At 71.5% G+C, this 20,300-nt stretch carries 18 protein-coding genes; 14 read left to right on the forward strand and 4 right to left on the reverse strand.

The window, feature by feature from the left end; genetic code table 11:
- Positions 1–178 precede the first annotated feature (178 nt).
- Both VFW79_RS04720 and VFW79_RS04725 read left to right on the forward strand, forming a co-directional pair.
- Complete coding sequence (locus tag VFW79_RS04720; RefSeq protein ID WP_329676160.1) at positions 179–1,705, forward strand: ABC transporter permease; 1,527 nt, start codon at positions 179–181, stop codon at positions 1,703–1,705.
- Entirely contained in the window at positions 1,702–2,832 is a 1,131-nt protein-coding gene (locus tag VFW79_RS04725) for an ABC transporter permease (protein WP_329676161.1), read from the forward strand. Before VFW79_RS04720 ends, VFW79_RS04725 begins: the two co-directional genes overlap by 4 nt.
- 11 nt (positions 2,833–2,843) lie before the next feature.
- Here the strand turns inward: VFW79_RS04725 and VFW79_RS04730 are convergent, their stop codons facing one another.
- A complete protein-coding gene (locus tag VFW79_RS04730; protein WP_329676162.1) occupies positions 2,844–3,446 on the reverse strand; it encodes a PH domain-containing protein in 603 nt (200 codons plus the stop codon).
- A gap of 73 nt (positions 3,447–3,519) precedes the next feature.
- Here VFW79_RS04730 and VFW79_RS04735 point away from each other — a divergent pair, with 73 nt between their 5' ends.
- From VFW79_RS04735 to VFW79_RS04760, 6 genes are all read left to right on the forward strand, one after another.
- Complete coding sequence (locus VFW79_RS04735; protein WP_329676163.1) at positions 3,520–5,337, forward strand: ABC transporter ATP-binding protein; 1,818 nt, start codon at positions 3,520–3,522, stop codon at positions 5,335–5,337.
- A gap of 151 nt (positions 5,338–5,488) precedes the next feature.
- Complete coding sequence (gene typA / locus VFW79_RS04740) at positions 5,489–7,417, forward strand: translational GTPase TypA (protein WP_329676164.1); 1,929 nt, start codon at positions 5,489–5,491, stop codon at positions 7,415–7,417.
- Positions 7,418–7,424: 7 nt separating this feature from the next.
- Entirely contained in the window at positions 7,425–8,435 is a 1,011-nt protein-coding gene (locus VFW79_RS04745; protein ID WP_329676165.1) for a PIG-L family deacetylase, read from the forward strand.
- 5 nt (positions 8,436–8,440) lie between these two features.
- Positions 8,441–8,836 carry a hypothetical protein gene (locus VFW79_RS04750; protein ID WP_329676166.1) on the forward strand — a complete coding sequence of 132 codons (396 nt, stop codon included), beginning with the start codon at positions 8,441–8,443 and terminating at the stop codon, positions 8,834–8,836.
- The gene (locus tag VFW79_RS04755) at positions 8,833–9,330 is read left to right on the forward strand and encodes a flavin reductase family protein (protein WP_329676167.1); all 498 of its coding nucleotides are present in this window, start codon (positions 8,833–8,835) and stop codon (positions 9,328–9,330) included. The genes VFW79_RS04750 and VFW79_RS04755 overlap by 4 nt, the downstream gene beginning before the upstream one ends.
- Before the next feature lie 110 nt (positions 9,331–9,440).
- Positions 9,441–12,197 (forward strand): VanW family protein, encoded by a 2,757-nt coding sequence (locus VFW79_RS04760; protein ID WP_329676168.1) that lies wholly within the window; start codon positions 9,441–9,443, stop codon positions 12,195–12,197.
- Positions 12,198–12,215: 18 nt separating this feature from the next.
- On the opposite strand, the gene VFW79_RS04765 is transcribed toward VFW79_RS04760, so the two are convergent.
- Positions 12,216–12,446: a hypothetical protein gene (locus tag VFW79_RS04765; protein ID WP_329676169.1), complete on the reverse strand. Its 231-nt coding sequence runs from the start codon at positions 12,444–12,446 to the stop codon at positions 12,216–12,218.
- Between the two features lie 95 nt (positions 12,447–12,541).
- On the opposite strand from VFW79_RS04765, the gene fdxA reads away from it, so the two are divergent.
- From fdxA to VFW79_RS04780, 3 genes are all read left to right on the forward strand, one after another.
- The gene (gene fdxA / locus VFW79_RS04770) at positions 12,542–12,868 is read left to right on the forward strand and encodes a ferredoxin (protein WP_329676170.1); all 327 of its coding nucleotides are present in this window, start codon (positions 12,542–12,544) and stop codon (positions 12,866–12,868) included.
- 11 nt (positions 12,869–12,879) lie between these two features.
- Positions 12,880–14,055 carry a succinyldiaminopimelate transaminase gene (dapC, locus tag VFW79_RS04775; RefSeq protein WP_329676171.1) on the forward strand — a complete coding sequence of 392 codons (1,176 nt, stop codon included), beginning with the start codon at positions 12,880–12,882 and terminating at the stop codon, positions 14,053–14,055.
- A 217-nt stretch (positions 14,056–14,272) separates the two neighbouring features.
- Positions 14,273–15,571: a citrate synthase gene (locus tag VFW79_RS04780; protein ID WP_329676172.1), complete on the forward strand. Its 1,299-nt coding sequence runs from the start codon at positions 14,273–14,275 to the stop codon at positions 15,569–15,571.
- A 48-nt stretch (positions 15,572–15,619) separates the two neighbouring features.
- Here VFW79_RS04780 and VFW79_RS04785 read toward each other — a convergent pair whose 3' ends face one another.
- Positions 15,620–16,549: a hypothetical protein gene (locus tag VFW79_RS04785; RefSeq protein ID WP_329676173.1), complete on the reverse strand. Its 930-nt coding sequence runs from the start codon at positions 16,547–16,549 to the stop codon at positions 15,620–15,622.
- An 8-nt stretch (positions 16,550–16,557) separates the two neighbouring features.
- Complete coding sequence (dapD, locus tag VFW79_RS04790) at positions 16,558–17,502, reverse strand: 2,3,4,5-tetrahydropyridine-2,6-dicarboxylate N-succinyltransferase (protein WP_329676174.1); 945 nt, start codon at positions 17,500–17,502, stop codon at positions 16,558–16,560.
- A gap of 22 nt (positions 17,503–17,524) precedes the next feature.
- On the opposite strand from dapD, the gene dapE reads away from it, so the two are divergent.
- From dapE to VFW79_RS04805, 3 genes are all read left to right on the forward strand, one after another.
- Positions 17,525–18,658: a succinyl-diaminopimelate desuccinylase gene (dapE, locus tag VFW79_RS04795; protein ID WP_414647871.1), complete on the forward strand. Its 1,134-nt coding sequence runs from the start codon at positions 17,525–17,527 to the stop codon at positions 18,656–18,658.
- 74 nt (positions 18,659–18,732) lie between these two features.
- Positions 18,733–19,368 carry a DUF6318 family protein gene (locus tag VFW79_RS04800; RefSeq protein ID WP_329676175.1) on the forward strand — a complete coding sequence of 212 codons (636 nt, stop codon included), beginning with the start codon at positions 18,733–18,735 and terminating at the stop codon, positions 19,366–19,368.
- A gap of 106 nt (positions 19,369–19,474) precedes the next feature.
- Positions 19,475–20,296 (forward strand): hypothetical protein, encoded by an 822-nt coding sequence (locus VFW79_RS04805; protein ID WP_329676176.1) that lies wholly within the window; start codon positions 19,475–19,477, stop codon positions 20,294–20,296.
- Positions 20,297–20,300 lie beyond the last annotated feature (4 nt).

The raw sequence follows: 20,300 nt of genomic DNA on the forward strand, positions 1-20,300 counted from the left end.
GTTCCGGTGCCCTCCGTGCGTCGTCGACCATGGACCGCGACCCGGTCCACCGCCACGATCCCCATCGGCTCCACGAGGCACCGAGCGCCGTCACCGGCTGCCCGGGTCGCGCGGTGACCGGCGCGTACGATGACGCCGCCACGGTGGGTTCCGCTGTCACTGCGAGGTATCGCTCCCGATGTTCACCTTCCTCTGGCGACGGCTGCTCCAGGGCCTCGCCACACTCCTGACGTCGAGCTTCCTGATGTATCTCCTGGTCAGCGTCTCGATCCGTCCGCTCCAGGACCTCGAGGAGAGCACGGCCCGCAACAAGGCCCAGCTCATCGCGGCCCGCCGGCAGCTCCTGGACCTCGACACGCCCGTCGTCGTCCGCTATGGCAAGTGGCTCGGCCATGCGCTCACGGGTGACCTCGGGACGGCCTGGCGCAGCGGCCAGGCGGTGAACGACAAGCTCGGCGGTGCGATGCTGTCGACGCTGCAGCTCGTCGGAGCAGCCACGGTCCTGGCGATCCTCTTCGGCGTCGCGGTCGGGATCATCAGCGCGTTGCGCCAGTACTCGGCGTTCGACTACCTGATCACGTTCGTGTCGTTCCTGCTCTACTCGCTGCCCGCGTTCTGGGTCGCGGTGCTCCTCAAGCAGTGGGGTGCCATCGGCTTCAACACCTTCCTCGCCGACCCCGTCCAGTCCTGGACGTCCATGATCGTCGCGGGGGTCGTCCTGGGGCTCCTCTGGTCGCTCGCGATGGGTGGCGCCTGGCGGCGGCGACTGCTCACGTTCGTCCTGGCCCTGGTCGCCACGGTCGGTGCGCTGTTCTACCTCTGGGCCAGCGACTGGTGGAGCTCACCGAACCTCGGGCCCGTGCTCATCGCCGTCGTGGGCGTCGCCGTGGCGTTCGGCGTCACGACGCTTTCGACGGGGCTGCGTCATCGGCGCGCGCTGTACTCCTCGCTCACCGTTGTTGCTCTCGGTCTCGCGCTCTACACGCCGCTGCAGTACCTGTTCGTGTACGTCACGTTCGGCTGGCCCCTCACGATCGGGCTCGGCATCGTCGCCGTGCTCTCGGGCTACGCGGTCGGACGCCTGTGGGGAGGGCCCGACTGGGCGCAGTCCGCGCGGACGGCGGCGATCACGGCCGGCATCATCGCCTCGATGGTCTTCCTCGACCGCGTCATGCGGGTCTGGCCCGACTTCTTCGGCTCCCAGGCGATCGGGGGCCGACCCATCGCCACGGTCGGCGATGCCACGCCGAACCTCGGCGGGGACTTCTGGGTGCAGACGCTCGACAGCTACACGCACCTCGTCCTGCCGACGATCTCGCTGCTGCTCATCAGCTTCGCCGGCTACACGCGGTACTCGCGGGCCAGCATGCTCGAGGTGATGGGCCAGGACTACATCCGCACCGCGCGGGCCAAGGGCCTCTCCGAGCGGACGGTCGTCATGCGGCACGGCTTCCGCAACTCGCTGATCCCGCTCGCGACGATCGTTCCGCTCGACATCGTGGCGCTGTTCGGCGGCGCGATCATCACGGAGCAGGTGTTCGGCCGGCCCGGCATGGGCCAGCTGTTCATCAAGTCGCTGCACAACGCGGAGATCGAGCCGATCATGGCGTACCTCGTCATCACGGCCTCGCTCGCGATCCTGGCGAACATCGTCGCCGACCTCATCTACGCCGCTCTCGACCCACGGATCCGGGTGAACGCATGAGCACGCCACCGAACCCCGCTGCGCACGGCGACTCGCCGAGCCCCCGGCCCGACGTCACCGAGGGGCTCGAGACCTCGATCGAGCTCAAGCAGGTCGAGGGCCTGTCGCAGGGACAGATCGTCCGGTCGCGCTTCGTCCGGCACCGGGCGGCGGTCGTGGCGATGTTCGCGCTCGCGTTCGTCGTCCTTCTGGCGTTCACCTCGGTCGGCGTCGGACCGTGGACGGGGTGGTGGAAGTTCACGCCCAACGCGACGGGCTCGCTGACCCACGCCGGCGGCGGCCCCACGATGCACCTGCCCGTGTGGCTCGGAGGGGATGGGTTCGCCATCGGCGACCACCCGTTCGGCCAGGACGAGGCCGGTCGCGACGTCTTCGCGCGAGTCATGCGAGGGACCCAGACGTCCCTCACCGTCATGGTCATCGTGGGTCTCGTGTCCACGGTGGTCGGCATCCTGGTCGGCGCGGTCGCCGGGTACTTCCGTGGGCACCTCGACAGCTGGCTGATGCGGTTCACCGACCTCGTCATCACGATCCCCGTGCTGGTCCTCGGGGCGGTCCTCGGCAGCCTGGCCGGCGGTCAGGGTGGCGCGTACCTGCTGGCGGTGTTCCTGGGCCTCGCGTCGTGGACGACCCTCGCGCGACTCGTCCGCGGCGACTTCTTGTCGCTGCGCGAGCGTGAGTTCGTCGACGCGGCCCGGGTCGCGGGAGCGAGCGACGTCCGCATCATCTTCAAGCACATGCTGCCGAACTCGATCGGCGTCATCATCGTCAACCAGACGCTGCTCATGAGCTCGGCGATCCTGCTGGAGACCGCGCTGAGCTTCGTGGGCCTCGGCATCCGGTACCCCAACGTGTCGCTGGGGCAGCTCATCAACCAGTACCAGGAGGCCTTCGCGACGCGGCCCTGGCTCTTCTGGTGGCCGGGTCTCCTCATCGTCGTCATCGCGCTCAGCGTGAACTTCATCGGCGACGGTCTGCGCGACGCGTTCGACCCGCGACAGAAGCGCATCCCGTCGCAGCGCAAGATGGAGAAGAGCCTCGCTGCGCGGGCCGCGATCCAGGGGACGACGACTGCTCCTCCGCGGGACGACCTCGGTACCGGCACGAGCCTCGGGGCGGGGGCCTGATGAGGACCGGCTCAGCCCAGCACGGCGCCCGCGACGGCGAGCGCGCCGAGCACGGACACGACGGCGATCATGCGCAGGTGCCACGTCGTCGTGACGTGCACCCCGGTCGGCGGCGGGCCGGGGCGCAGGTGGCCGGCTCGCTCGAGGCTCTCGCGGCGCGCCGCGATCTCGAGCGCGACGACGTCGGCTGTGTGACCGTCGGACTCGCTGCGCCCGCGCCGCGGCGGGCCGAGCCGTGGACGGCCGGGGGCAGCCGCGTCAGCGCGGGCACCCATGGCGCTGCGCGCCGGCGCGGCCCAGGCGGTGAAGCGTCCGTCGGTCGTGTCGATCGTGAGCGACAGGCGGGTGTCCGCGCCGCGGAACGTCGGCCACGGGATGTGGACGGTGCGCAGGACGTTGCGCAGCACGATCTCACCGTCGGACACCTCGACCTGCGGGTACCAGAACAGCGCCCACACGACGACGAGCCCCAGCACGGGGATCGCTCCGTACCGCAGCAGCTCGCCGAGGCCGCCCGAGGCAGCCGAGCCGACCAGCGCCGCGAGAGCGGCGACCGCTGCCACGACGGTGAGCACGCGTCCCGACGTCGCAGCGAACACTCGCGCAGGACCCATGCGCCCATGCTCCCAGACATGCCCCGCGCGGCCGTCGCCGCGCCGCGTGCCGCCAGGAAGGACCCGATCTCCCGTGGCCACTGACACCGCGCACGTCCCCGTCCCCGCGCAGCAGGCCGAACCTGTCCTGAGCGTCCGGGGCCTCGGCGTCGACTTCTACGTGGACGGCGAGTGGTACGCCGCCGCCATCGACCTCGACTACGACGTCCGGCCGGGCGAGGTGCTGGCGATCGTCGGTGAGTCCGGCTCGGGCAAGACGCAGTCGTCGATGTCGCTGATCGGCCTGCTCCCGCCTAACGGGCGTGCCCGCGGGAGCGCGAAGATCGACGGCCGTGAGCTCATCGGGATGCCGTCGCACCGGCTGCGGCAGATCCGCGGCAAGGAGATCGCGGTCATCTTCCAGGAGCCGATGACCGCGCTCAACCCGGTCTACACCGTCGGCTTCCAGATCGTCGAGACCCTGCGCACGCACTTCACGCTGTCTCCGAAGGAGGCCCGCGCGCGGGCCATCGAGCTGCTGACCCTCGTCGAGATCCCGGACCCCGAGCACAGGTTCGACTCCTACCCCCACCAGCTCTCGGGCGGGCAGCGCCAGCGCGCGATGATCGCCCAGGCCCTCGCGTGCGACCCGCGGCTGCTCATCGCCGACGAGCCGACGACGGCGCTCGACGTCACCGTGCAGGCCGAGATCCTCAAGCTCATGCGGGACCTGCGCCACCGCATCGACTCGGGGATCATCCTGATCACGCACGACATGGGTGTCGTCGCCGACATGGCGGACAACATCCTGGTCATGAAGGACGGTCGCGTCGTCGAGCACGGGACGTCGGAGGCGATCTTCGGCAACCCGCAGCACCCGTACACGCGCAAGCTGCTCGACGCGGTGCCGCACCTGGGCACGGCACGGCCCCTCTCCGCAGCAGCGGGCGAGCCGACGCCCGCGCCCGCCGAGGCTGCGGCGGCGCACCCGCTCGTCCTCGAGGCGCGCGGCATGGTCATCGAGTACCCCGGCCGTGGGCGCACCCCGGCCTTCCGTGCGGTCGACGGCGTCGACCTGACGATCGGGTACGGCGAGGTCGTCGGACTGGTCGGTGAGTCGGGCTCGGGCAAGACCACGATCGGGCGTGCGGTCGTCGGGCTGCTGCCGACGACGCACGGTGAGCTGACGATCGCCGGCGTGAACATGGTGGGCGCGAAGCGCAAGGACCTGGCGCCGCTGCGCAGCCAGGTCGGCATCGTCTTCCAGGACCCCGGGTCGTCGCTGAACCCGCGCCTGCCCATCGGTGAGTCGATCGGTGAGCCGCTGTACCTGCACCACGGGATCAAGGGCAAGACGCTGAGCCAGCGCGTCGAGCAGCTGCTCGACCAGGTCCAGCTGCCGCGCTCGATGCGCAACCGCTACCCGCACGAGCTGTCCGGCGGCCAGCGCCAGCGGGTCGGCATCGCGCGCGCCCTGTCGCTCGAGCCGAAGCTGCTGGTCGCGGACGAGCCGACGTCCGCCCTCGACGTGTCGGTGCAGGCCACGGTGCTGGCCATCTTCCAGGAGCTGCAGCGCGAGCACGGCTTCGCGTGCCTGTTCATCTCCCACGACCTCGCCGTCGTGGAGATCCTCGCGAGCCGCATCGCCGTCATGCACCAGGGCAAGCTCGTCGAGGTCGGCCGCACTGAGCAGATCGTGAACGACCCGCAGCACCCCTACACGCAGCGGCTCCTGTCAGCCGTGCCGGTGCCGGACCCGGCCGAGCAGCGTCGTCGTCGGGAGGCCCGCGACGCCCTCATCGTCGCCGCGCAGCACGAGCAGGACGAGATCGAGCGGACCGCGACGGCTCGCGCGACGGCCGACAAGCTCGACCACCTGGGCGAGGAGAGGATCCCGCCGACGGGCCTCTGAGAGGCGCCCGCGGGGCCGTCGAGAGGCGCCGGCCGGGGGCCCTGACCGGGTCGCTGAGGCCGAATGAAGCGGATCCACGGCGCGGGCGCGTAGAATCTACCCCGCGCCTCATGAAGCGGTGCGATCCCCACCTCCCTGAGATGAGTTTTCTATGTCTGTGCCTGCCGGCAAGAGTGTGCGCTCCGACCTGCGCAACGTCGCGATCGTGGCCCACGTCGACCACGGCAAGACGACCCTCGTCGACGCCATGCTCTGGCAGTCGGGTTCGTTCGGGGAGCACGCCCACGTCGAGGTCCGCGCCATGGACTCGGGCGACCTCGAGCGTGAGAAGGGGATCACGATCCTCGCGAAGAACACCGCGGTCCATTACACCGGACCGGCGGCGGCGGCCCACGGTCACCCCGAGGGCATCACGATCAACGTCATCGACACCCCCGGCCACGCGGACTTCGGTGGCGAGGTCGAGCGCGGCCTGTCGATGGTCGACGGTGTCGTGCTGCTCGTCGACGCGTCGGAGGGCCCGCTCCCGCAGACCCGGTTCGTGCTGCGCAAGGCGCTCGAGGCGAAGCTGCCGGTCATCCTCCTGGTCAACAAGGTCGACCGGCCCGACTCGCGCATCAGCGAGGTCGTCACCGAGTCGATGGACCTCCTGCTCGGTCTCGCGAGCGACCTGCACGAGGACGTCCCGGACCTCGACCTCGACGCCATCCTGGACGTGCCCGTCGTGTACGCGGCCTCGAAGGCCGGCCGCGCGTCGATCGTGCAGCCCGCCGACGGCACGATGCCGGACAGCCCGAACCTCGAGCCGCTCTTCCAGATGATCCTCGACAAGATCCCGGCCCCGACGTACGACGCGGACGCGCCGCTGCAGGCGCACGTCACCAACCTCGACGCCTCGCCGTTCCTCGGGCGTCTCGCGCTGCTCCGCGTCTTCAACGGCACGATCCGCAAGGGCCAGACGGTCGCGTGGGCGCGGGCCGACGGCACGCTGCAGAACGTCAAGATCACGGAGCTGCTCGAGACGAAGGCGCTCGAGCGCGTTCCCACCGAGTCGGCCGGCCCCGGTGACATCGTCGCCGTCGCGGGCATCGAGGGCATCACGATCGGTGAGACCCTGACCGACCCCGACGACCCGCGGCCGCTGCCGCTCATCAAGGTCGACGACCCGGCGATCTCGATGACCATCGGCATCAACACCTCGCCGCTCGCCGGCCGGGGCGGCAAGGGGCACAAGGTCACGGCCCGCCAGGTCAAGGACCGCCTCGACAAGGAGCTCGTCGGCAACGTCTCGCTGCGGGTGCTCCCGACCGAGCGTCCGGACGCCTGGGAGGTCCAGGGCCGCGGGGAGCTCGCGCTCGCGATCCTCGTCGAGCAGATGCGTCGCGAGGGCTTCGAGCTCACGGTCGGCAAGCCGCAGGTCGTCACGCGCAAGATCGACGGCAAGACGTACGAGCCGATGGAGCGCATGACGATCGACGTCCCCGAGGAGTACCTCGGTGCGGTGACGCAGCTGCTCGCGCAGCGCAAGGGCCGCATGGAGACCATGGCGAACCACGGCACCGGCTGGGTCCGCATGGACTTCATGGTCCCGGCGCGCGGCCTCATCGGGTTCCGCACGCGGTTCCTCACCGACACGCGCGGCACCGGTATCGCGTCGTCGATCGCCGACGGCTACGAGCCGTGGGTCGGCGCCATCGAGACGCGCATCAACGGCTCCCTCGTGGCCGACCGTTCGGGTCCGGTCACGCCGTTCGCGATGGTCAACCTGCAGGAGCGGGGCTCGTTCTTCGTCGACCCCACGCAGGAGGTCTACGAGGGCATGATCGTCGGCGAGAACTCGCGCAACGAGGACATGGACGTCAACATCACCAAGGAGAAGAAGCTCACGAACATGCGCGCTGCCTCCAGCGACACGTTCGAGAACCTCACCCCGCCGCGCCACCTCACGCTCGAGGAGTCCCTCGAGTTCGCCCGCGAGGACGAGTGCGTCGAGGTCACGCCCACGGTGGTCCGCATCCGCAAGGTGATCCTCGACCAGTCCGAGCGCGCACGCGTGTTCGCGCGGACCAAGCGGGCCTGACCGCACGATGACTGGCTCGTCGCCGGGTGGGCTGCTGGCTGTCCACGCCCACCCGGACGACGAGACGCTCGCGACGGGTGCCCTGCTCGCGACATGGGCCGCGGCCGGCCTGCCCGTGACGGTCGTGACGTGCACGCGCGGTGAGCTCGGCGAGGTCATCGGCCCGGAGCTCGCGCACCTCGAGGGAGACGGACCCGCGCTGGCCGCGCACCGCGAGCGTGAGCTGGCCGCGGCCCTCGAGGCGCTCGGCGTCACCGATCACCTCTTCCTGGACACCGTCGCGCCCGTGATCGGCCGCACCGCCTCACCGGTCGGCGCGAGCGCGGCGCGCTTCACCGACTCCGGCATGGCGTGGGCGGGCGTCGCGCAGGCGGGGCGCCGCGAGGACCTGCCCGACGGCGCGTTCGTCGGCGTCCCGCTCGACGACGCCGCGGCTCGGCTCGCACGCGTGCTGAGGGGCCGTCGCCCTGCCGTCGTCGTCACCTACGAGCCCGGCGGCGGCTACGGCCACCCGGACCACGTCCGGGCGCACGAGGTGACGGCACGTGCCGTTGCGCTGGCGGCCGACCCCGACTGGGCCCGCGAGGTGGGGCCATCGCACGCCGTTGCCGCGGTCCTGTGGGCGGTCCGGGGGGAGGAGTCGCTGCGCGCGGCGTACCGCGAGCTCGCCGCAGACCCGCAGCTGTCTGCGAGCGACCTTCGCGCGGGACTCCCAGACCCCGACGGCCCCGTGCCGTCGGTCGTCGTCCCGGACGGCGAGGTCGACCTGACGGTCGACGTCCGACCGGTGCTCGCGCGGCTCGCCGCGGCGCTGCGCGCCCACGTGACGCAGGTCCAGGGCGTGACGACCGCCGGGTCGGTCGGCGATGCGTCCAGCGCCCCCGGTGCCGTCGTCGGCTCCTACGCGCTCAGCAACGACGTCCTCGCGCCCGTGCTCGGCGTCGAGGAGTACCGGCTCGCGCCCGGCTCGACCGCCGATGGTGTCGCGTGGCCGCCCGGGGTCCGGCGGGTAGCCTGACCACCGTGCAGCCCTTCACTGGCGGAGCCCTCGTGCGCGCCGCAGTCGCCCTCGTCCTCGGTGCCGTCGTCGGCACGGTCGGGACCGTCGCGCACCGCGCGATCTCCCCGTGGGGGGTCGCGATCGCGCTGGCCCTCGTCCTCGCGGCGGGCGTCGCGGTCCGGGCCTGGTCGGGCTACGTGTCCCTCGTCGCGTACGCCGGCGGACTGTTCCTCCTCGTCCAGGTGCTCTCGCAGAGCGGCCCGGGTGGCGACGTGCTCGTGCCGGCCGGCGACTCGATCGGCTGGGCGTGGATCATCGGTGCCGCACTCGCGACCGGCGCCGCAGCCTTCGCCCCCCGCCGCTGGTTCAGCGACGAGCCGATGGTCCGCACCCGCCGGGTCCGGTCGCCGAGGCCATGACGGACGCGCCCGCCGATCCGGACGTCTACCGCGCGGCGATCGCTCGGCTGCCCGCGGGCGTCGTCGTCGTCGCGGTGCACTGGCGGGGGATCGACTACGCCATGACGGCCAGCGCCGTCACGTCGGTCTCGCTCGAGCCCCCGATGCTGCTGTTCTGCGTCCACGTGGACGCGCGGTTCCGTGAGGCGCTCGACGACGTGGACGTGTGGGCCGTGAGCGTGCTCTCCGAGACCGCGGCCCCCGTCGCGACCTGGCTCGCGTCGCCCGGCCGTCCCGCGGTCGGTCAGCTTGCCCGGGTGCCGCACACCCGCGCGCCGCGGTCGGGCGCAGCCTGGGTGGACGACGCCTCGGCGTGGTTCGAGTGCCGTACCGCCGCGGTCCATCGGGCGGGGGACCACGACATCGTCGTCGGCACCGTGCTTGAGGCGCGCCAGGGTGCCTCGGCCGCAGGCGGGATCGTGCACCTGCGGGGTCGCATTCGCCCGGTCGTCTGACCAGGGATCGCGGCGGTCCACCTGGCGCGGCACGGCCCTGGTGGGCGGGCTTCCGCCCGTAGAATCGAGCCCGCACAGGCCGACAGCACGACGCAGCAGGGGGAACACCGATGGGCAGCAGCACCGAGCGCGGAGCCGATGCGCGCGAGGACGCCGCGACGACGGGCAGCGAGCCCGTCCTGGACGCAACCGAGGCTCCGTCCGACGATGCCGCGACCGGTGGCGCTGATGTCGACAACGGGACACCGGGTGAGGACGCCGCGGCCGAGCCGCAGGACGAGTCCCAGCCGGCGGACGAGTCCGAGCCCGTGGGCGAGCCGGTGGACGAGCCCGACGTCGACACCTCAGCTGCTGGCGACCACGAGACCGCTCCTGAGGCCGCGAACGCAGCCGAGGTCGTCGAGGCGCCCGACGCCGCACCCGATCCCGACGCTCCGGTGGACGCGGAGCCGGAGCCGATCGACGACGAGCCGGAGCCTGCGGCCGAAGCCGAGCCTGCGCCCCCGGTCACGCCGGAGCCCGCCGCTGCGGCCGAGCGTGGAGTCGCGGACAGTACTGCCACGGCGATCATGGCGCCGACAGTCGCGCCGGCAGCGACGAGCCCGACACGGACCCCGCTGCTCGATGCCGTCGCCGCTGCCGGTGCCGTCAACGTCCCGACGACGACACCCCCCGAGATCCCCGTCGTGCCCGTGCCCGTCGTGCCGGTCGTGCCCGTCGCGCCCAGCGACGCTGTCGCACTGCCGGTCGTAGCGCCCCCGGCCGCCCCCGCCGGCCCCATCGTTGCCGCTCCGGTCGCCGCCGCTCCGGTTGTCGCCGCATCGGCGGTCAACGCTCCGCCATGGCCTTCGACCACGTCCGCGCCGAGCGCGCGGCCGGTGCCCGGGCAGGTCGTCCGCGTCCCCGGCATCCCGGGTCGTCCGGTCGCAGCCGCCGCAGCCGCCGCAGCCCCCGCAGCCCCGGCAACCCCCGAGGCGGCGCCGATCCCGGCACCGACGCCGCTGGGCGCCGAGGCGCCCGTCGGCCGGGAAGCTCCGGCGGCGCAGAGGGCTTCGTCGGCCACCGTCGTGTCCTCGCCGACATCCAGCGACGCCAGCCCGGTCCCGGCGCGCGTCACCCAGGTCGCGGAGGAGTCGTCGTCCCCGCTCGACGTGTTCGCGGCAGACTCCGGTCGACGTCGTTGGCCGCGGGTCCTGCTGTGGATCCTGTCGATCGTGGTCGTGCTCGGGGCCGTCTACGTCGGAGCCTGCTACGCGGTCGCGTCGAAGGTCCCGCGCGGGGCGACGGTGGCCGGCGTCGACATCGGCGGGCTGGACCAGGACGCCGCGGTTGCCGCGCTCCGGTCGGGGCTCACGTCGGTCACGACCGAGCCCATCGCGGTCACCGCGGGTGACGTCACGGGCACCATCGACCCGGCGAGCGCCGGGCTGACGCTGGACGCGCCGGCGACCGTGTCGCGACTCGTCGGGTTCGACCTGCACCCGGCGCGGCTGTGGAACCTGCTGTTCGGGGTCGGCGTCCAGACGCCGGTCACACACGTGGACGACGCCGCTCTGACGTCCGCGATCGAGGCGCTGGGTGGTTCGCTGAGCCAGGCTCCCGTCGACGGCGCCATCGTGTTCGCCGACGGTACGCCGCACGAGACGGCCGCCGTCGACGGCTGGGAGCTCGACACGGCGGCTGCCGCGCAGACGGTGCGTACCCAGTGGCTGACGGCTGCTCGGCCGCTCACGCTCGCCACCGTCGCGATCGAGCCTGACATCACGCAGGCAGAGACCGACAAGGCGATGACTGAGGTCGCGACGAGGGTCACGTCCGCTCCGGTCGCGGTCCAGGTCGGTGGGCAGCTCGTGTCCCTGCCCGTCAAGGCGCTGGCCTCCGTCGCGAGCTTCGTGGCGCAGGACTCCGCCCTGGCGCTCAAGCTCGACGGCCCGAAACTGGTCACCGAGGTGCTGGCCCGGACCACCAACCTGCTCACGGCGTCGGCGGACGCGCACTTCGAGTTCCAGAACGACGCGCCGGTCATCGTGCCGGGTCAGGCCGGGACGACCCTCGACCCGCAGACGCTCGCCGATGCCGTTGCAGCGGCGGCGCTCGCCAGCGACCGGACCGCGACCGTCGAGCTCTCCCAGACCGACCCGGCGCAGTCGACCGACAAGCTGGCGGCGCTGGGCGTCAAGGAGATCGTCTCGGAGTTCGCCACGCCGCTCACGTCCGAGCCGAAGCGCACCGCGAACATCACGAACGGCGCGGCCCACATCAACGGCACGCTCGTCCAGCCCGACGGGACGTTCAGCCTGACCGAGGCGCTCGGTCCCATCACGGCCGAGAACGGGTTCATCGACGCGGGGGTGCTGGTCGGCGGGGAGCACGTCCAGGGGATGGGCGGCGGTCTCTCGCAGGTGTCGACCACGACGTTCAACGCGGCGTACTTCGCGGGCTTCGAGGACATCGAGCACCGTCCGCACACCGAGTGGTTCTCGCGTTACCCCGAGGGTCGCGAGGCGACGATCTACACCGGTGTGCTCGACATGAAGTGGAAGAACACCACCCCCTACGGCGCCCTCGTGCAGGCGTGGGTCGCCGACAACCAGGTGCACGTGCGGATCTGGAGCACCAAGTACTGGACGGTCGAGACCTCGACGAGTGCACGGTCGAACGTGAAGACGCCGACGACGGTGTACTCGCAGTCGCCGACGTGCGTCGCGTCGTCGGCCGGCAACCCGGGGTTCAAGGTGACGACCACCCGCACGTTGTCGCTGGACGGTGTGGTCAAGACGACCAAGTCGTTCACGTGGACGTACAAGCCGCAGAACAAGATCGTCTGCGGTCCCGCTCCGACGACGCCGGTGCCGCCCGCGGCGTGAGGTGACGCGGGCCCCGGGTCAGTCGCGCCGGGGCCTGCGCGCGGGCGCGGGCGGGACGATCTTGGCGAGGGCGATGTCCTGCCCCGGGACGTGCACGCGCCCTCGCCGGGTCTCGATGAGGACACCGTCGTCGTCGACGAGGAGGAGCTCACCGAGCACGTCGCTGTACAGCAGCTCCTCGTCTGGGCCGAGGCGTCTGCGGACGACGACACGGACCCCAGGGGTCAACGTTCGCCAGGGCTGGTTCACACGGCCGCCGGTGGACGCGAGCTCGTCATGATGCGCACCTGGTGGATACTAGAACCCCAACCCCTGATCGCCCTCGGGCCCGCGGAGGATCGACCGTGACGTATGTGATCGCCCAGCCTTGCGTTGACGTCAAGGACAAGGCGTGCATCGACGAGTGTCCCGTGGACTGCATCTACGAGGGCAAGCGATCGCTCTACATCCACCCGGACGAGTGCGTCGACTGCGGTGCGTGCGAGCCGGTGTGCCCGGTCGAGGCGATCTACTACGAGGACGACGTCCCCGAGCAGTGGAGCGAGTACTACAAGGCGAACGTCGAGTTCTTCGACGACCTGGGTTCGCCCGGCGGTGCCGCGAAGATGGGGATGATCGAGAAGGACCACCCGATCATCGCCGTGCTCCCCCTCCAGGTGCACGAAGCCTGACGCGCCCACGCATGGGCCTGCGCACCGGAGAGCTGCCGGACTTCCCCTGGGACACGCTCGTCCCGTTCGCCGAGAAGGCGCGCACCTACCCCGGTGGCATCGTCGACCTGTCGGTCGGTACGCCGATCGACCCGACGCCGGCAGTAGTCCGGGAGGCGCTGTCGGCTGCCTCCGACGCGCCGGGCTACCCGACGACGCACGGCACGCTCGAGCTGCGCGAGGCCGTCGTCGACTGGTTCGCGCGGCGCCGGGGCGTCCGCGGGCTCGACCCGGCCGCGGTGCTGCCGACGCTCGGGTCGAAGGAGCTCGTGGCCTGGCTGCCGTCGCTGCTCGGTCTCGGCGCCGGGGACGTCGTCGTGCACCCGGCGTGCGCGTATCCGACCTACGACGTCGGCGCGCGCCTCGCAGGGGCAGCCCCCGTCGCGGTGGACGACGTCGTGGGTCTGCTCGCGCCGGGTGCGGGGGAGTCGGACGACACCGTCGCCGACGCCGTGCGGCTCGTGTGGCTCAACTCGCCCGGCAACCCGGACGGTCGGGTCCTGTCGGTCGCCGAGCTGCGTGCCGTGGTCGACGCGGCCCGCGCGGCGGCTCGGCGCACCGGACGTCGCGTCGTCGTCGCGTCGGACGAGTGCTACGCGGAGCTCGCCTGGGACGAGCCGTGGGTGTCGTCAGGGGTCCCGAGCATCCTCGACCCGCGGGTCACGGGGGGCGACCTCACGGGCCTGCTCGCGGTGTACTCGCTGTCCAAGCAGTCGAACGTCGCGGGGTACCGGTCCGCGTTCGTCGCGGGTGACCCGGCCCTGATCGCCGAGCTGCTCGAGGTCCGCAAGCACGCGGGCATGATCGTTCCCGGACCGGTCCAGGCGGCGACCGCGGCGGCCCTTCGGGACGACGACCACGTGGCTGAGCAGCGGGAGCGCTACCGGGTGCGCCGTGCGGTGCTGCGATCGGCGCTCGAGCAGGCGGGCTACGTCGTCGACGGCTCGCACGCCGGTCTGTACCTGTGGGTGCGACCCGAGGGCGGCGGTCAGGACTGCTGGGCGACCGTGGCCGACCTCGCCTCGCTCGGCATCCTGGCGGCGCCGGGGTCGTTCTACGGGCCCGCGGCAGCAGGCCACGTGCGCATCGCGCTCACCGCGTCGGACGAACGGGTGCGCGAGGCCGCGGCGCGCCTCACCGGCGCGTGAGGCGGCTCCGGACGCCGCGAGAGCGCCCGATCATCACGATGTGATGGTGGTCACACCGGGACCATGGGCCCGGTGATGATTCGTCAGCATCGGCTTGGCAAAGGTAGCGTCACCATTGGCCAACGACGGCCGACCAGCCGTCCGGACTGGCCGTAAGCAGCGACACGAACGGCGCGAGCGGACGACCGCCCACCGCCGGGCCGCAGGAAGGAACACCATGACCGATGCCGACACGGCAGACGTGCAGCTGATCACCAACGGCGAGGTCCACCAGCTTCCCGTGGTCCGGGCCACCGAGGGCGGCGACGGCATCGTGGTGTCGTCCCTGCTGCGCGACACCGGCCTCGTGACCGTCGACCCGGGGTTCATGAACACGGCCTCGTGCGAGTCCCAGATCACCTACATCGACGGCGACGCCGGCATCCTGCGCTACCGCGGGTACCCGATCGACCAGCTCGCTGAGCACTCCAGCTTCCTCGAGGTCGCCTACCTCCTGATCCACGGCGAGCTCCCGAGCCCGGTCGAACTCGACGGATTCGTCGAGCGCGTCAACCGGCACACGCTGGTCCACGAGGACTTCCGGACCTTCATGGGGACGTTCCCGCGCAACGGGCACCCGATGGCCGTGATGTCCTCGGCCATCAATGCGCTGTCGGCGTTCTACCCCGAGTCTCTTGACCCCTTCGACCCCGAGACGGTCGAGCTCGCGACGGTCCTCATCCTCGCCAAGACCCGCACCATCACGTCCTACATCCACCGCACGACGCGCGGCGAGCCGTTGCTCTACCCGGACTACTCGCGCGGCTATGTCGACGACTTCCTGCGGATGACGTTCGCAGTCCCGTACTCGCAGTACGAGGCCGACCCGGTCATCGTCAAGGCGCTCGACAAGCTGCTCATCCTGCACGCCGACCACGAGCAGAACTGCTCGACGTCGACGGTGCGCATCGTCGGCTCGAGCCACGCGAACCTCTATGCGTCGGTCGCCGCGGGCGTCAACGCGCTGTCGGGCCCGTTGCACGGCGGCGCCAACGAGGCCGTCCTCAAGATGCTCACCGAGATCCAGGCCAACGGCGGTGACGCGACCGACTTCATGACCCGTGTGAAGAACAAGGAGGACGGCGTCCGCCTCATGGGCTTCGGCCACCGCGTGTACAAGAACTACGACCCGCGGGCCGCGATCGTGAAGCAGAGCGCGGACGCGGTGCTCTCTGCCCTCGGCAAGAACGACCAGCTCCTCGAGATCGCGATGCGACTCGAGGAGATTGCGCTGAGCGACGACTACTTCATCTCCCGCAAGCTTTACCCGAACGTCGACTTCTACACCGGCCTTATCTACAAGGCCATGGGCTTCGACGAGTCGATGTTCACGCCCCTGTTCGCGCTGGGGCGCATGCCCGGGTGGATCGCGCAGTGGCGCGAGATGATGAACGACCCGCAGACGAAGATCGGTCGCCCCCGCCAGATCTACACAGGCGCCACAGAACGCGACTACGTCCCGGTGTCCGTGCGCTGATCGGTCGTCCGGTCCCGCACCTCGGCCCGTGCCGAGCGGCGGGACCGCTCAGGCAGCGGCAGCGAGCGTGACCTCGACCGATCCGCTCGCGACGGGCGCGGCGCTCGTCGGTGCCCAGCCGGCGTCCTTCCGCGACCACACCTGGTCCGCGACGCGCACGGAGGTGACGTGCTGGTCAGCGGCGACCGCGACGGCCCACTGCGCGAACGCCCAGCTGCCGCGCACGTCGTCCGCGACGGCGCCCGACCCGCCTCCGAGCGATCGCGCGTCGACGACGATCGCCGCGGGTGCCTTGTCGGTGGCCGCGGCAATCGTCACGGGCAGAGCGCCGAGGTCCCGGTCCACACGCGCGGTGAACACGTCGCTCGATCCTGCGCCGCTGGGCGCGTGGAGAGTGCAGGTCAGCGCGCCAGGCGACCAGCCGGTGAGCGCCGACGCCCAGGCCCGGGCCCGTGCCTCGTGCTGCGCGTACGCCTCCGGGAACGCCGAGCGCTGGACCTTCTGGGCGGCGTCCGTGATGGGAAGGTCCTGGTAGCCGGCGATGGCGACGAGACCGTCGTAGAAGCGATCCGTCGAGTAGACGGGGTCCATGATCTGCTCGGCCGTGCCCCAGCCCTGCGACGGCCGCTGCTGGAACAGCCCCACCGAGTCGCGGTCGCCGTAGCCAAGGTTGACGAGCTTTGACTCCTGCAGGGCCGTAGCGATCGCGATCGTCGCGGCTCGCGCTGGCAGACCGCGGCGGACGGACACCGCTGCCAGCAGCGCGGCGTTGTCACCCTGGACGGGGGACAGGAGCCAGCGGGTGCCGTCGACCTGCACGCCGCACGACTCCGTGACCGACCGCGAGCCGTCCGAACGGCCGAGCACGGTGACCACCACGACGACAGCACCGACGAGCAGCGCACCGACGAGCAGCGCGGTCCTCGTGACCCGGGCCAGCCCGCGTCGCGCCCGCCGGCGTCGTCGACTGCGTGCCACCGGTCGCCTCAGTTGACGTGGAGCGCGGCGTTGAGCTGCACGCCGGCACCGGACCGCGCGACCGCCTCGACGCCGCCGGTCAGGGAGTTGCGACGGAACAGGATGTTGTCGGTCCCGGCGAGCTCGCGCGCCTTGACCACCCCGGTCGCGTCGGCGAAGCCCACGAGCGTGACCTTGGTGCCGGCCGTCACGTAGAGACCGGCCTCCACGACGCAGTCGTTCCCGAGCGGGATGCCGAGCCCCGAGTTGGCACCGAGGAGAGATCGTCGGCCGATCGAGACGACCTCTCGACCGCCGCCGGACAGCGTCCCCATGATCGACGCGCCACCACCGATGTCGCTGCCGTCGCCGACGACGACGCCCGAGGAGATCCGACCCTCGACCATCGAGACACCGAGCGTGCCGGCGTTGAAGTTCACGAACCCCTCGTGCATCACCGTCGTTCCGGCGGCGAGGTGGGCGCCGAGCCGCACACGGTTGCCGTCCGCGATCCGCACCCCGCTCGGGACGACGTAGTCGACCATGCGGGGGAACTTGTCGACGCCGTGGACGGTGACGGGGACACCGGTCGCGGCGCGCAGTCGCGCTCGGGTCGCCTCGAACCCGTCGACCGCGCACGGGCCGCGATCCGTCCAGACGACGTTGGGCAGGACGGTGAAGATCCCGTCGAGGTTCTGGCCGTGCGGCGGGACGAGGCGGTGCGAGAGGAGGTGCAGCCGCAGGTAGGCGTCGGCGGTGTCGGCAGGTGCCGTGTCGAGGTCGACCTGCGTGCGCACGACGACGGTCTGCACGCCCCGCGCGTCGTCCACGCGCTGGCCCGCGAGCAGGTCGCCAGGCGCGACCGCACCCTCCGGGGTCGACCCGAGAGCGGGTGCCGGGTACCAGACGTCGAGCGTCGTGCCGTCGGGGGTCACTGTGGCCAGGCCGAAGGCCCACGCGTTGCGGTCGGACATGCCGGTCACTCTAGACGGGGGCATGGGTAGGGTCGTGGACGTGACCGACCGTATGCCCGATCCCGCCGTTGCCGCGCAGCTCGACCTGACGGGCGATCTCGTCACCCTCACGCGAGCGCTCTGCGACGTGCCCTCCGAGAGCGGCCAGGAAGCTGCCCTCGCCGATGCGATCGAGGCGGCGCTGCGGGCGCACCCCCACCTCGAGGTCCTGCGCGACGGCGACGCCGTGGTCGCGCGGACGAGCCTCGGCACCGGGGCGCGCGTCGTCATCGCCGGACACATCGACACCGTGCCCGTCGCGGACAACCTCCCGACCCGCATCGTCGGAGAAGGCTCGCGCGCGGAGATCTGGGGACGCGGGACGGTCGACATGAAGGGCGGCGTCGCGGTGCAGCTCGCCCTCGCCGCTGCGCTCGCCGAGCCGACGCGCGACGTCACCTGGGTCTTCTACGACCACGAGGAGGTCGAGGCGGCACTGAGCGGCCTCGGCCGTGTTGCCCGGAACCACCCCGACTGGCTCGCAGGCGAGTTCGCGATCCTGTGCGAGCCCACCGCGGCCGGCATCGAGGGCGGCTGCAACGGCACCCTGCGCGTGGAGGTGCAGGTGCCGGGCGTCGCGGCGCACTCCGCCCGGTCCTGGACGGGCGTCAACGCCATCCATGGCGCCGGTGAGGTGCTGCGCCGGCTCGAGGCGTACGAACCCGCCTCGGTCGAGGTCGACGGACTCGTCTACCGCGAGGGTCTGAACGCCGTCACGATCCGTGGCGGCGTCGCGACCAACGTCGTCCCCGACTCGTGCACCGTGACCGTGAACTACCGGTTCGCGCCCTCGCGCTCGCTCGCACAGGCAGAGGCCCACGTCCGCGAGGTGTTCGACGGCTACGAGGTCGTCGTCGTCGACGGTGCGGCCGGCGCCCGGCCCGGTCTCGACGACCCGACCGCCGCCGCTTTCGCCGCCGCCGTCCTCCAGGTCACGGGCGGGGTGCCAGCGCCGAAGTACGGCTGGACTGACGTCGCCCGCTTCTCCGAGCTCGGCATCCCCGCGGTGAACTTCGGCCCCGGCGACCCGCTGCTCGCGCACAAGGCCGACGAGCGGTGCCCCGTGGGGGAGCTCACTGCGTGCTACGACGCGCTGCGGGCGTGGTTGACGGCCTGAGCCAACCGAGCTGCTGTCCACAGGGAGGTGAGATCGGCTGACCGGGTTGGGTGGTTATCGGTAGGTTCTCGGGCATGCCTCGCACCCTGCCTGTGCCCGACGCCGTCTCCTTGCGCCCGGTCGGGGTCGCATCTGCGGCGATTCTGGCGGTCGGACTGCTCGGCGGCTGCTCGTTCGGCGGCTCTGAGCCCGTGGCCGTCTCGACCAGCCCAGCCACGACTGTCGCTGCTCCGCCGACACCGACAGCCGCTGTCACACCCAGCCCGACGGCGACGCCGAAGCCCGAGCGCCCGGCCGCGATGGACACGGTCAATCTCGACGGCGCGATCGCAACCGCCACGTACTTCCTGTCGCTCTACCCGTACGTGTACAACACAGGGGACCTGAGCGACTGGAAGGCACTCGCCCACCCCGAATGCGTCTTCTGCGCAAGCGTCGTGGCCAACGTCGAGAAGATGCATGCACTCGGTCACCATCAAGTCGGTGCCGACATGGCGGTCACGTCGGCAGTTGGTGTTGAGGTCACAGCCGGATCGTGGTTCTCCGTCGACATCGACGCTGTGCAGGCCCCGTGGGTTGAACTCGAATCGGCTGGCGGAGTCGTCGACCACAAGTCGAGCGAGGTGCCGTTCGTGATCCATCTCATCGTCGTGCGCGATGGTGAGACCTGGTCGGTTCGTGCGGGCGAAGTCGACGTGGCAAGTGAATAGTCGGTGGCTCCAACGAGCCGGCTCCTGCGCCGCAACGCTCGTGTTGGCGCTCGCTGCCACTGCGACGCCAGCGCTGGCAGACATCACAGCCGAGGGAGGCGACCACGTGATCGCGCTGAATGGTCGCGAGGCCCGGGCTGTTGAGGAGGCCTGGGCGGTGGCGGTGGCGGCGGGTGATCCGGTGGCGGTGCTGACGGAGTATGCCCGGGGGGTGCAGTGCAGTGTGACGACGGTGCCGTTGACCACGGCGTTGAACGGTCCGTGCGGGGGTGCGGACGGGGCGGTGCCGGCGAAGTTCTGCGGGCCCGGGGTGGTGGCCCTGGACCCGTTGTGGATCCGCACCCGCCCCAGCGAGGCCGGGCCGTGGACCGCGTGGTCCCACGTCGCGTCCGGCGCCTGCCCGCAGGACGTCCTGCCCGCGCTGACGGTCGCGGACTTCCGGCGCCTGCCGCTGCCCCCGACACCCACGACCGTGCAACCCGGCACCGGGTACGTCCTGGTCGGGTACGGGATCATCGTGACCGCCGACCCGGCCCCGGTGGACCTGACCACGACCCTGCTCGGCTACCCCGTGACCGTGCACGCCACCCCCACCCGGTACGTGTGGGACTTCGGGGACCACACCACCCTGGACACCACCGACCCCGGCCTGCCCTACCCGACCGACGGGTCGACCCCACCGGCCGGCCCCGACAGCCCCTACCCCGCCGGGTCCCACGGCCACCCCTACACCGCCCCCGGCACCTACACCCTGACGTTGACCACCACCTGGACCGGCACCTACCAGATCGCCGGGGACCCCACCACCCGACCCATCACCGGGACCGCCACCACCACCACGACCCACCCACCCCTGACCGTCGTCGAACGCCGCACCCACCTCGTCGCCGACACCTGCCTGACCAACCCCCACGGCCCCGGCTGCTGACCAG

The sequence above is a fragment of the Cellulomonas sp. genome (genome assembly GCF_036279715.1).
GTDB lineage: Bacteria > Actinomycetota > Actinomycetes > Actinomycetales > Cellulomonadaceae > Cellulomonas_A.